Raw genomic sequence first — 13,345 nt, forward strand, 5'->3', positions numbered from 1 at the left:
GCCATGGCACTCTCATCCATCGCGCCAGCGTCCTGGAGTGCGCCAGTCCTCTGGCGCTTTTCGGGCGTGTCCAGGCCCTCGCAAAGCCCCACAGGGGTGGAGCACTCCAGGACGCTCTCGCGCCTTCTTCTCGCTGCATTCGTCATTCTACATTCTGCATTCGTCATTGCAGCCGAGCCCACACCACCCACTCGCACCGAGCTCTGGCTCCCCAGTTCCAAGCTCGACGCCTTCCTCAAAAAGAACCCCAAGGCCGTTCTTCTCACTCCAGAGCAGTACAACGCCCTGATCCGCGATGCAGGCAAAACGGAGCCGAAAGTCGATCCCGCGCTCGAAGCACCGAAAAGCCTCGTGATCGAGCATCTCGACCTCAAAGGCACCGTGGAGCCGGGTGCGACCTCCATCATGCTGCGTGGCGTGCTCACAGTGAATGTCCCGGCGGACGGTTGGGCCAGTGGTAGCCTCGCGTGGCCATACTTTTTCGACATCAGCCAGACCGAGCCACCGCGTGAAGGCCCCATGCTCGCGTGGATCACGCAGGATGAGTTCAAGGCCGACAAATTGCCTGCGGAAACGATGCGCAGCCTCAGCCTCGCCGTGCGTGGGCCGGGACGGCGCACGCTGCACTTCCGGGGCACGCTGCCGCTGTATTACCGACTGCGCAGCGGCGAGCGCAGCCTCGACTTGCAGCACATCGGCTGCGGTGGGCAGATCACGCTGACGCTGCCGGAAGGCGCGGAGCTGCTACCCGGCTCCGCAGTGCAAAAAAAAATCGGCTATACGGTAACTGCGGCCTTCGATCACCGCTTCATCCGCCGCAGTGACAATGGCGATCCGCTCACCAGCATCCCTGCCGACAAAAAAACCGCCGGTGCCACGCTGCCAGACGCCGTGCGCATCCGCTGGACCGATCCGCAGCACGAAAGCGACATCGAGCCACTGCGCCTCATCGACACCGGCGGTAGCATGCACTTTGGGGTGAGTGATTCTCGGTTGGAAACGCGCCTGCACTTCGCCGCGCATGTCCGTCGTGGTCAAAAAGGCCAACACGAAACCGCCTGGCCCATTCTCGGTGGCGCAGACACGCAGGTCACCGCCGTCAGCGGCCCCGATGTGCTCGCGTGGCGGCAAAACGGCGAGACGCTGCACGTCACGCTTTCGCAAAGCACCGCCGCTGCACCCATCGACATCGCTTTGAGCCGACCACTGGTGCTCACGGCGGCCAGCACGCTCGTTTTGCCCTCTTTGAAACTGCCGCTCACGCTCGCTGCCGATCTGCACACCACCGAGGGCGTCGATCTGCTCGCGCTCGATGGTCTGCACGAGAAAAAACTGCGCCTCGATGCCGCCGCTGCGCCCCAAATCACCCTGCGCCCCGCCACTGCCCGCCTAGAGGCGGATGTCGATGTCGCCGCGAAACTCGACCGCGACAGCCTACGCATCGAACGCACGCTGAATTTGCGCAGCGACCGACCCGTGAGCAGCGTGAAGCTGGTGCTGCCGGAAGGTGAGGAATTCATCGCTGTGCTGCGGCAAGACCAGGGCTCCATTTCCAACGTGTCACAGATTGCAGTTAGCAATATTTCGTTCTCTCCGAACAGCATTTCCGCGCCCATTTTCGCCGACTTCACGTGGCGTCGCGTCGGCAGCGCCATCACGCTGCTTTTTGCCAAGCCATTCACCTCGACCGGTGAAAAGATCATCATCACCAGCCGCCAAAAACTCCTCAAAGCCTGGAGCGGGCCGAAAACACCTGAAACGCTCACCTTGGGCCACCTGAGCATCCCAGAGGCGGTGAAGGTCGCGGGTTACACGGCGCTGGATTTTGATGACTCGTGGCGTGTTTCGCTGAAAAGCGCCAACGGCCTCGAAGACCGCGATGCACGCCTCACGCCGGTGAAGGGCCGCATGGCGTGGTTCGGCCTGCGGGAGCATGCGCTCACCGTCGAGGTCGAGCGGGCGGAGGCGGTCTTCTCCGCCGAGGTCACGGCCTATGCACTGCCGCGTGCCCGCAGCATCGAGATCGAGGGCCAATTCACGCTCGACATCAGCGGTGCTCCGTTGCGCCGTTTTCAGGTCAAACTGCCGCCAGCGACCGCGAAACTGCTCCGCGTGACCTCCCCACTCATCGGCGAACAACAGCTCGATGAAGCGACGGGCCTTTGGACGCTGACTCTGCGCCAAGAGAGCAAAGGGCGGCAAAACATCCGCTGGCGCATGAGTTTGGCAGCAGAAGCCGGAGCCGACTCGCTGACGACGACCGCTACGCTCCCCCGCCTCGAAATTCCATCCTCCCGTCGCTTCACCGGCACTTGGATCATCGAGGCGAACACCGACACGCAACTCAGCACGCAAGCGCAGGGCATGCAGCCGCTGGATGTGCTGAAAGCGCCTGCGGTGGCGGATTATGCGCCACGGCACCGCGTGACGAGTGCGTTCAGCTTTGGCGTGGCGGAGCATGCGCTGACGCTCACCGCGCAGCGTCATGCGCACAGCGAGCTCGCGCCGCTCGTCATCACGCAACTGCGCCTGACCAGCGTGCTCGACGCCCACGGCACCGCGTTGCATGAGGCTCACGCGGAGCTGCTGCACACCGGTGAGCAGTTTGTGTCGCTCACCCTGCCCCCAGGAGCCGTTTTGCTCAGCACGCTGGCAAACGGCGAGGCCGTGAAGCCCGTGCGCAGTAGCGGAGACGCCATCGCCATCCCATTGCCCGCAGGCAGCGCCAACACACCGACGACCATCACGCTCCAATACCGCCTGCAAACCACCCCCTGGCAACCCAGCGGCACCCTGGACCTCCTACCCGTGCAACTCGCTCCCAACGTGCCTGTTTTAGCCACAAACTGGCTCCTCCACACGCCAAAGACCTTTTCCATCACCGAGCCCGAGACCACGCTGGAGGCACTGGATGCGAAAGAAGTGCCGAATGTGGTCGTGGCGGCTTTGCAGAGCCTCGGAGTGCTTGATTTAAAGAACAGTTCCGATGGAACTTCGACTCACTTTCAAATCGGGCCAATTGCATACGACAGTATAACGATGGGCAGGCCTCCCATGTCAGAGACTCGGCCTGAATTAGCAGCGGTAGTCCCATCCATCGATGAAGGGCTACTCAAGGCCCACGCAAGCTTACAAACGGGCAATTACGATCAAGCCATCTCGCAATTCCAAAGCGTGCTGCGTTTGGATTCTCAAAGCGCCGCCGCTCGTCGAGGAATCGAAAGTGCGGAGCTAGGGAAGCGTGAATACATGGTTAATGCCCCTGAAGTTGATAAGTCCTTTATGAAGGCAGCCGCCGATCCTTTTGCCGCGCCGCAGATTCCGCAAAGTGCGCTAGTAAACGCCGAACCAGGACAAATACGCTTATTTGAGCCGACAGACAAACTCACAAGCTTCACCACCAAATCCGGCCTCATCCCGCTCGCGGTCGAAATGCCGTCCGAGGGCCGCTTGCTGCGCTTTGCGGGGCATCAGGCTCCGCCGGTGCTGCATCTGCGTTATGTGTCGTGGGATCGGCAGATGCTGGTGGCGGTTTTGGCGATGCTGGGAGGGATGGTGGCCTTTGCGCTCATCGCGTGGCGGCGACGACCGTGGATCGCGACGCTGCTGGTCATCATCCTCGCCGCGTTGGCTTTCCCCCTGCTGCTGGAGGGCGATGCGCTGGCCCTGGCGAATGCGGCTGCGTTTGGTTGGGTGACGATGTTTGTCGTGCGTGTGCTCGCGGGTGTGATGGCCTGGGGCATGGAGCGTGGGGCCTGGCGTGAGGTTAGCGTGAGTGGAGAGGGGGTGGCGGTATGAACCCAAAGCTCTCATCTATCCTGGGCCTCCTTTTTCGTCCTCGTCCTCGTCCTCGTACTCCTACTCGTCCTCGAATCTGCGATGTCTTCATCGAAAGCGGGGAACGAATTTCCAAGTCGATGGCTCAGGGCCACGCGGAGTGCTGGGGTGATTGTGGCGCGGAAGGATCGAGGACGAGTTCGAGTAGGAGGACGAGGACGAATTTTCTCCGCGCTTCGCTTCTCAGTCTCTTTGCCCTTTGCTCTCCGCTTTCCGCGCAGGAGCGACCTGCTGACCCCGCAGCCCACACCGTCATCGTCCCTTACGACGCGAAGAAGCCTCTGACGCAGGCTCCATCACGTTACTACCTCGGTTACGAGGAGTTTCAGCGGCTGTGGTCGTTGGCGAAGGAGAATCGAAAGCCGAAGCCCCTCGCGAAAGACGATGCGACGCAGCATGCGGTGATCCATGAGTCGCTCTATGATGCTCGCATCGAAGAAAACGGGCTCGTTTTGACCGCACGCATCACGGCAGTGACGCGGGGCGAGTGGTCGAAGCTGGCGCTGCCTTTTGCACGCTTGGACGAGGGCAAGGCGGCGTTGGTGGGCGAGGTTTCGGTGAATGCCAAAGCGGCGGCGCTGACGGATGGCGTGCTCACCTTGGAAAAACCGGGCGTGCATGCCGTGGCGCTGACGGTGACACTGCCGATGCCGAAGGCTTGGACGGAGCTGAAGATGAAGCTGCCGCCCTCCGCAGGCGGTGTGCTGGCGCTGCACGGTGGACGGTCGGAAGGCTGGCCGCGCATCAACGACAAACCGGCGCTGACGGCAGTGGATGACGCGGGCGGGCGTGTGTTCACGCATCCGCTCGGCGTGCACCGCGAGCTGCACATCCAGCGCACGGTGCGCGGGCTGGAGCAGGCGAGCGCGGAGGTGCCCGCCGCGAGTGTGGAGGCGAAGCTGCACCTCGCGGAGTTGGCCGCGCCGACTTGGGATGCCCTCATGATGTTTGAGTTCCCCGGTGCGACGCGGCGGACGCTGGCTTTCAGCCTGAATGACGAAACGATGCGCCTCGACGACATCCGCGTGCTCAGCAGCGGCCAACATGCGCCGATGGCACAGATCGAAACGCACCTGGAGCCAGGACGACGGCACTTCACGCTGCATTTGCAGCATGAGATCACCGGTGGAGCGGAGGTGAGGCGCAGCGGTCACAGCATTCAGGCTTCTCCCACAGATTCCAAACAAGCCTCTGCTGATGGATTAAAAAAATCTTCGGGCCTCCCTGAATCTGCGGGAAATCAATTCTTCGATGCCCCACGCCCCGCCGCGCGGCGCATCTCCCAACGCATCACACTTTCGCATGATGGCGGCTTCGATTTAAAACCATTGCCGGAGGCCACGCAGCAGCGGGTGGACAGCACGGCGACGAGCAGCAGCTTTGCCTTCACGGGCACGGCGGCGTTGCGTTTTGAGTCGAAAGCAGCGGCGCAGCAAGGGGCGGTGGATGCGGGATACGTTTTCCAACTCAGCGAGCAAAAGGCGGAAATCCTCGCGGCGCTGACGGTGACGCGGAAGCGCGGGGTGTGGCAGCACCTGAGTGTGGGCCTGCCGGAGGGTTATGATGTGCAGGCGGTGCAGGGACCGGCGGTGGCGGCGTGGCAGCATGAGGGGCGTGATTTGCACGTGCACTTCCTGCCGCAAACGGGCGCGGAGGCGCGGTTCGTGGTGCACATCACGCGTGTGGTGCCACAGGCGGTGACGGAGTGGCGGGTGGAGCCGCTGGAGTTGCGTGGTTTTGAAAAACACACGTCGAAGGTGCTGATCGTGGCACATGCGGCGGTGGAGGTGCGCTTGCCGCAGCTCGGCACGGCGTTGCAGGAGCTGGACCCGGCGGCGTTGGACAGCGTCTTCGGCATCGCTCCGCCGATGGAGAAAAAACGGGCGCTGAAGGTCGATGCGGCCACCTGGAGCACGCTGGCGACGTTGGCGCGGCAGCCCGCACGCTTTGCGGCGGAGACGGTGGCGCTGGTTTTGGCGAGTGATGCTGGCATTCGCGTGTCGCAGCAGCTCGGTCTGACGGTGGAGCAGGGTGCTTTGCGAAGTGTGAGCCTGACTTTGCCCGCTGCCTTGCCGGAGGCGGTGGTGAGCGGCCCGCTGCTGCGGGAGATGCGCTCACGCGTGGAGGGCGGCCTGCGCATTTACGACTGCTCTTTCCAAAGCGATGTGCTGGACGCGACGACGCTCACGTTTGATCTCGATCTGCCGCTGAGTGCGGAGTTGAGCGTGCCTTTTTGCACGGTGCCGAGCGCAGGGCGTGTGACGCGGTGGTTCGTGCTGGATAATGCCAGTGCCCGCGAGGCCAAGATCACCACGCAGACCGCGCTGGAGGCGGCGACACGCGAGCAGGTGCCGTATTTGCCGACCGGGATGGCCCGGCCGCAATTCCTCCGCGCCACGGGCGACGGCACGCTGACGCTGGCCTACACGCAGCTCGCCTCGACCGAGGGGAATGCCGCTCTCGTCACCCTGGCGGATGTGGCGACGCACCTGCGCAGCGACGGCCAGCGCTGGGATGTGGTGACGTATTCGCTGATCAATCGCAGCTTGCAGTTCCTACCGGTCGTTTTGCCAGACAAGGCCATCTTAATCGCCGTCAGCGTCGGCGGTGAACCGGTGCGTGCGGATGAAGAACTGCGTGCAGGCCGCCGCGTGCGCCTGATCCCGCTGATCCACACACGCCCCGGCCAACGCGCGGTCGATGTACAGCTCATTTATCGATTTGAGGCTCAAAATGGCTCTAAACTGCCTGATTCGCTAAAACTCGACGATCCCGAGCTCGACGGCCTTTCCGCCGAAAGAACGACCTGGACCGTCTGGGTGCCGAAAAGCCACCAAATCGCCGATTTGGACGGCAACATGGACCGCACCGCCCAAGAAATCCAGGAACTGCAAAAGCTCGAAGGCATGCTCAGCGAGCTAGGTGAGGCGAATCGCGTGCTATCGCGTGCCGATGTCGCTGGGGCCGAGGCGAAGAATGCGTATGACTCTGCCAAGGACCTCCAAAAGAAGATTCAATTGAAGAAAGAGGCCACGCTGTCGCAAATCGTGAGCAATGGGCTGTCGAGTTTGCTGAGTGTGAAACGCTATAGCGGCTATGGCGAAAAAGACGCCATGGACCTGGAGATCGAGCAACAAGGCCGCGTGTTGGATGACAACTTTAAGAGCAAAGAGAAAGCCCAGGCACCTGTGAGTGGGAAAGACCGCAACACCGCCTGGGGCCTCAACAAGAGCGGCGCAGGCAAGCTGGAGCAGCAAGGCACGAATACCTTTAGTGGCGTTATGAGCATAAACGGCGGCCAAGTCTTCAATGACAACCTGTGCGTGGCGAATACCTACTTCGGCGGTACGACGGTGAATGCGGGGCAGTTGCAAATCGCTGGGGGAAGTGGGATCACGATCACGGCAGGAAACACAATCACTCTAAGCGGAGCGGTCTCTGGAACGGGTAGCGTGGCCTTGGATAACGCGGTGCAGGCACAACGGCAAAGTGGACAGGTGATGCTCGGTGCCAATACGCTGAACTCCACGGCACGCGGGAATGCATTCAATAATGCCGGTGGCTTTGTGGATCTAAACCAGCCCGCGCAGCTCAAAGCGAATCTATCGGCAGCCGTACCAGCCCCCAAGCCAACAGAGCCTCCTGTTGCACCGCAACAGGGCTACTTTGGCAAAGCCACGGGGAAGCATTCGCTGGCCCTCACGCTGCCGACGGGAGGTGAGGCACATCATTTCACCAAGCTCAAAGACCATGCAGTGCTAGAACTGACGCTGAAACCCGCGCCTAAGGCGAACTCCACGGCGCGATGGATCGCGCTGGGGGCTGCACTGCTGGTGTGGGGGCTGCTGGCGCGGTTCACACGTCGGCGGGGCTGATTTTTATGAAACGAATGCAGCAAAGCGGGCTTGTGAGTGAGTAGAGCAACCGCTAGCATTCTCCGCGCATGGCTATTTCCATTGATGACATTCTCCAAGCTGCTGAGGACCACAGCGCGAGCGATATTTTCCTCCAAGAAGGCGAGGTGCCGCGCATGAAGATCAATGAGCAGCTCATGATTTTCGGCGACGAGCCACTGCTGCTGCCGCAACTGGCCGGTCTATGGCAAGCATGTGGTGGGGACACCATGAAGGACCAGGATGTGGATACTGGCATCACCAGTCGTACGGGTGTGCGCTTCCGCGTGAATCTGCATAAGGTGCTGGGTAAGTTGGCCAGCGTGCTGCGCCGTGTACGCACGGATATGCCCTCTCTGAGCATGCTGGGTGCTCCAGAGTGGCTGCTCACTCGCTGGGCGCTGCAGGAGCACGGCATGGTGCTGGTGACGGGCTCCACGGGCCAAGGGAAGTCCACCACACTGGCGGGCACTCTGCACTGGATGAATCAAAACGTGGCCCGCCACATCGTCACCATCGAGGACCCGGTGGAATACATTTTCACGAACAACCGCAGCATGTTCACGCAGCGTGAGGTGGGCCGCGACACGCCCAGTTTCCCACGTGGCCTCCGCGCAGCGATGCGCCAGGCACCGGATGTGATCTTTGTGGGTGAGATCCGTGACTACGACACGGCCTTCACCGCGCTGCAGGCCTGTGAGACAGGACACCTCGTGCTGGCATCCATGCACAGCGCCACCGTGGCGGATACGATGGAGCGCTTTGTGAATCTCTTCCCCGCAGATCAAGTGGGCATCGGCCTGCATCTGCTCTCCCACCAGCTCGTGGGTGTGCTGTGTCAGAAGCTGGTGCCGGATGTGCAGGGGAACCTAAAACTGCTGGTGGAGCATCTGCAAAACGGCGGGGCCGTGCGTGACTGGATCGCCCGCCGCCAAGTCGGCGACATCAATGAATACATGAGCCGTGCGAATGATCCGAACTGCCGCACCTTTCTCCAGTCCATCGTGGCCGCGTATGAGGCTGGCATGATCGATGAACCGACCGCCATCGCCTCCTGTGGAAATGAAGCGGAGTTCCGCCGTGCAGCGCGGGGCATCTCATGATGACATGGAGCTCCGCTCACCGCACTGATCATCCTTTATCCCCACCCCGTCATGCGCACCCACGACCTCATCGAGTATCTCTTCATGGTCATCGACCGGAACGGCTCTGACTTACACATCAGCGTAGGCAGTCCGCCCATGGGGCGTATCAATGGCGTGCTGGAGGCTGTGGTGGATGAGGTGCTGGAAATGACGGATGTGCGTGAGCTGATCTTTGAGGTGCTGAAAGAAAACCAACGCGCAAAGCTGGAGCGTGAGTGGGAGCTGGACTTCGCCATCCAGGTGGAAAACCTGGGGCGCTTCCGTGGCAATGCCTGCTATGTGATGGGGCGCATCGAGGCCTCCTTCCGCTACATCCCGAATGTGATCCCCGCCATCCGTGATCTAGGGCACGGACCGACGGTGGAGAACTTCACGAAGATGCGTGACGGCCTCGTGCTAGTCACGGGCACGAGCAACTGTGGCAAAACGACCACTCTCTCCGCCCTCACCCAGCACATCTGCAATACGCGAAAGGCGAATGTGGTCAGCATCGAAGACCCGATCGAGTACCTCTTCACACCGGGGCAAAGCGTGATCCGCCAGCGCCAGGTGGGCGCAGATACGCATACCTTTGCTGCCGCGATCAAAAGTGCCCTGCGCCAGGATGCCGACGTCATCGTGGTGAGCGAGCTGCGTGACCTAGAGACGATGCGCACCGCCCTCACCGCCGCCGAGACGGGCCACCTCGTCATCAGCACGCTGCATACGCATGATGCGCCGAGCACGATCCTGCGCATCCTGGATGCCTTTCCAGAGGAGCAGCAGGACTTCGTAGCCTCACAGCTCGCCAGCTCGCTGCGTGGGGTGATTTGCCAGTCCCTCATCGTGCGCCGCGACGAGCCAGGTCGTGTGATGGCCTCCGAGGTCATGGTGGGAAATAGCGCGATCTGTTCCTGCATCCGCTCGAAACGGCTGACACAACTGCCGAATCTGATCCAGATCGGCGGGATAGACGGCATGCACACCATCGATGATAGCCTCACGCACCTAACGAACTACGGCTTCATCACCCTAGAGGACGCCATGGTGCGTGCGAGAGACCCCGATTTCGTGAACGTCCACCACCGCACGTTTTTGAAGGAACGCGGGAAGGCGTGAAACCGGAGAGTGGAGCCAACAGTCGGAATTGAACCGACGACCGGCGGTTTACAAAACCGCTGCTCTACCGCTGAGCTATGTTGGCCTATCTCTCGGGGCCGCGAGTATTAGAGCATGTTTCGCCGCTGGCAAGGGCGGTGTGGAGAGATGTTTTGGTCTGCCGGAAATGCCCCGCCCACGCAAGAGGCCCTCCGCATCGTGCGATTGGACTGGGCACACTCATGAACCGCCGCACTTTCATCCATCAATCGACTGCGCTGGCCGCAGCCTCCACGCTTTCAAAACTCCGCGCTGCCGATCAGGCTACGAAAAAGCTCAAGGTGGCCGTGGTGGCCCTGGGACGTGGCATGGGCCATGTCGGCGCTCTGCTCAAGCTGCCGAACGTGGAGATCGCCTACCTCGCAGAGGTGGACCCGAAGCGCTTGGAGAATGGGCTCAAGGTCGTCCATGATAAGCAGAGCGTGTCCTGTCAGGGCGTGAAGGACTTCCGCACCTTCTTGGATGATAAGACGCTGGATGCCGTCTTCATCGCGACGCCGAATTTTTGGCACACACCGGCCGCACTGCTCTGCATGCAGGCTGGGAAGCATGTCTATGTGGAAAAACCCGGCAGCCAGACTGCGCAGGAGGCAGAGATGATCGTCGCCGCAGCACAGAAATACGACCGCCGTGTGCAGATGGGCAATCAGCGCCGCACTTGGATGAAGGACGCCATCGCCGCGCTGCATGGCGGTGCCATCGGCCCAGTGCGCTATGGCCGTGCGACCTATTACAACAAACGCGGCACCGTAGCGAAGAACGAAAAGCCTGCGGCAGAGGGGCTCGACTACGACCTATGGCAGGGCCCCGTGCCAGACGATGCTAGCCGCGATTTCAAAAGCATGGTGCACTACGATTGGCACTGGTTCTGGCACTGGGGCAACGGTGAACTGGGGAACAACGGCATCCATAGCCTCGACATCCTGCGCTGGGGCCTGAAGGGCGAGTATCCGCTGCGTGTGACCTACAATGGCGGGCGCTACTTCTTTGAGGATGCACAGGAGACGCCAGATACCGGCACGGCGGTCTATGACTTCGGTCACGCTGGCTGTGAGTGGGTGCAGAGCAGCTCGCATCCGCGTGCGGCGGAGAAAAACCTGGGTGAAGTGATGTTTTACGGCGATAACGGCAGCATGGCCGTCTCTCGCACGACCTGGACGATCTATGATCCGAAAGGCGTGGAGATCAGCCAGGGCAAAGCGGCCAACACGGGCGGTGATGAAGCCCATATCGGCAACTTCCTCGATGCCATCCGTGGTGAAGCGCAGCTCAATAGCCCCATCGACGAGGGCCAAAAGAGCACCATGCTCTGCCACCTCGGGAACATGGCCTACCGCACCAATACCGTCGTTCGCTGTGATCCGAAGACGGGCAAAATCATCGACAATCCAGCTGCGCAGAAGCTCTGGGGCCGCGAGAGCTACCGCAAAGGCTGGGAAGTGAAGATTTGAGTCACTTCACCAGCCGTCCCTTCAGGATCTCGCGAAAGGACTTCCCGTCGAACGTGAGATCCTGCAGCACCGCACGACCATCGAGCACACGCACCTCGGCGATGACGCCTTTGGCATCACGCACCGTTTCTGCGAACCACTTGTCCGCCTCGGGTGCGAGCTTTTCATTGATGTAAAAGCGGTCAAAGGGCCAGCGGATGTGCGTGATGCCTGCCGAGTGAGAGCGTGAAAGAACCTTCACAAAATCGCCTTGGGTCGGTTTTTCACGCGTAGCTGCTGCCAGGCGGGCAAGTCCGTCCTCACCCGTGGTCCACGTCACATAGAGCGGTGTGTCGTAGGAATCCGATGCAGACGAGGCGACAGTGTCCTCCACCGGCCTGACGGCGAGGTAGCGACCACGCAGCGGATCGTAGGGATCTGGCGCGGCGCATTTGAGGCGGAGGAGAGCGCCATCCGCGAGGACTCGCTCATGCGTCCAGATTTGGGACAGCGGAGCGGCCCACTGCACGAGCACCGCAAAGAGGAAAAGGAGGAGAGGGATGGCTTTCATGACAGGGAGACTGTTTTCTGACGGCTTAGGCGACTGACAGCGATGTTAAAGACAAGGAATGCCACGCCGATGAGGATGAAGGCTGTGCCTTTCACCAAAAGAGACAGCTCACTCTCCAACATGCGTGCGAGAATGAGAATGCAGAGAAGTGTGGCTCCCAGACGCGGAGCTCCCTGTCTACCGGTGAATTCCAAGATGATCAGCCCGACACCCAGGACAGCGAGATAGAGCGTCGATAGCCACGGCAGCCATGCAGCAGCATGCGTCCCCGCCAAAAGAGCAAAGAGTGGCGTCAGCAATGTCGCTCCCACAGCCAGCACGGCATAGCGCCGCTGTCGGGCTGCAAGAATGCCAAAGAACACTGTCAGCACTACCAGCAGCCACCCCCAGGGTGTCCGCGTCGTTGCGGAGAAGCCGCGCATCACCTCCTGGGCGGAATTTGGCAATGTCATGATCAAGGCGTAGCCGAAAACAAAAAGGCCACCGAGCACCAGGTGCGGCTTTTGCCGCAGTGGGGCCTCAGCAGCACCACGAGACATGGGTAACAAAACAAAAACCACGGACGTCAGTGCCCAAAGCCAGACGGTATCCTCGAAATGCCGCCAATAACTTCCGTCGTTCCAACTTTGAGCACTATGGGCGGCTGCAAAGAATCCGAAAATGGCACTGGAGGCCCAGATCCAACGCATCGGTATGGATAAGTCCTTCTCCAGCTTCCAGCCGGGCCATAGCGGGAGCAAACCCAGCAGCAGTAGCGGATAGGGCTTGGGGCGTGGATAGCAGACCAAACTTGGTTGGGGCTGGTTCACGGCCCACACTGCGATCCCTAATAAATAGAGAATGGAAACAGCCGTGCTCCGCATGCTCCAAATCAACGGAAGGCCCAACAACAGCCACCCAAAAAGGAAATCCGGCCAGTCACCACCCATGTTGTAAATCTGAGACACCAGAGCCAGACAGGCCCCGGCGGTGAGCATTTGGAGCAGTGCGGCGCTTTCCCGCACCCAGGTGGGGCAGGCGTCTCCTGCCCGCAGGGCAAAAAAACTCATGACCTGCGCGATCAACAAGGGGCCAAAAGCACACATCAACCTCGCTGGTCGAGAGAAGTCATCCCAGTTATAGGCCAATAAGGCGATCAAGCCTGAGCCAATGAGCAAGGCACCGAGAGAGCCCATGAAAAGCTGGGCTAGCCCGATGCCCTCTTGATTCACGGGATGCCGCTGACGCAGTGCGGCGGCATTTTCGGTGCTCAGTAGCCCCTCGCGTTCCCAGAGCGGGAGTTGTGTATGGAGCCATCGGTGGTGGGTACTGTCTTTCATCGCCGCAGTCTGT

General features: G+C 61.0%; 7 protein-coding genes and 1 tRNA gene. 5 read left to right on the forward strand and 3 right to left on the reverse strand.

Annotation, left to right across the window (positions count from 1 at the left end; all coding sequences use genetic code 11):
• Positions 1 to 3: 3 nt before the first annotated feature.
• From IPK32_07815 to IPK32_07830, 4 genes are all read left to right on the forward strand, one after another.
• Positions 4 to 3,798 (forward strand): hypothetical protein, encoded by a 3,795-nt coding sequence (locus IPK32_07815; protein MBK8091878.1) that lies wholly within the window; start codon positions 4 to 6, stop codon positions 3,796 to 3,798.
• A gap of 119 nt (positions 3,799 to 3,917) precedes the next feature.
• Positions 3,918 to 7,712 carry a hypothetical protein gene (locus IPK32_07820; protein ID MBK8091879.1) on the forward strand — a complete coding sequence of 1,265 codons (3,795 nt, stop codon included), beginning with the start codon at positions 3,918 to 3,920 and terminating at the stop codon, positions 7,710 to 7,712.
• 68 nt (positions 7,713 to 7,780) lie between these two features.
• The gene (gene tadA, locus IPK32_07825; protein ID MBK8091880.1) at positions 7,781 to 8,833 is read left to right on the forward strand and encodes a Flp pilus assembly complex ATPase component TadA; all 1,053 of its coding nucleotides are present in this window, start codon (positions 7,781 to 7,783) and stop codon (positions 8,831 to 8,833) included.
• 51 nt (positions 8,834 to 8,884) lie between these two features.
• Positions 8,885 to 9,973, forward strand: coding sequence for a PilT/PilU family type 4a pilus ATPase (locus tag IPK32_07830; GenBank protein ID MBK8091881.1), 1,089 nt, complete (start codon positions 8,885 to 8,887; stop codon positions 9,971 to 9,973).
• A gap of 10 nt (positions 9,974 to 9,983) precedes the next feature.
• On the opposite strand, the gene IPK32_07835 is transcribed toward IPK32_07830, so the two are convergent.
• A tRNA-Thr gene (locus tag IPK32_07835) sits at positions 9,984 to 10,058 on the reverse strand.
• Positions 10,059 to 10,194: 136 nt separating this feature from the next.
• Here IPK32_07835 and IPK32_07840 point away from each other — a divergent pair.
• On the forward strand, positions 10,195 to 11,463 hold the full coding sequence (locus tag IPK32_07840; GenBank protein ID MBK8091882.1) for a Gfo/Idh/MocA family oxidoreductase: 1,269 nt from the start codon (positions 10,195 to 10,197) through the stop codon (positions 11,461 to 11,463).
• Between the two features lies 1 nt (position 11,464).
• Here the strand turns inward: IPK32_07840 and IPK32_07845 are convergent, their stop codons facing one another.
• Positions 11,465 to 12,013 (reverse strand): GDYXXLXY domain-containing protein, encoded by a 549-nt coding sequence (locus tag IPK32_07845; GenBank protein MBK8091883.1) that lies wholly within the window; start codon positions 12,011 to 12,013, stop codon positions 11,465 to 11,467.
• Complete coding sequence (locus IPK32_07850) at positions 12,010 to 13,332, reverse strand: DUF2157 domain-containing protein (protein MBK8091884.1); 1,323 nt, start codon at positions 13,330 to 13,332, stop codon at positions 12,010 to 12,012. Before IPK32_07850 ends, IPK32_07845 begins: the two co-directional genes overlap by 4 nt.
• Between the last annotated feature and the right edge of the window lie 13 nt (positions 13,333 to 13,345).

The sequence above is a fragment of the Verrucomicrobiaceae bacterium genome (assembly GCA_016713035.1).
In the GTDB taxonomy this organism is placed as follows: domain Bacteria; phylum Verrucomicrobiota; class Verrucomicrobiia; order Verrucomicrobiales; family Verrucomicrobiaceae; genus Prosthecobacter.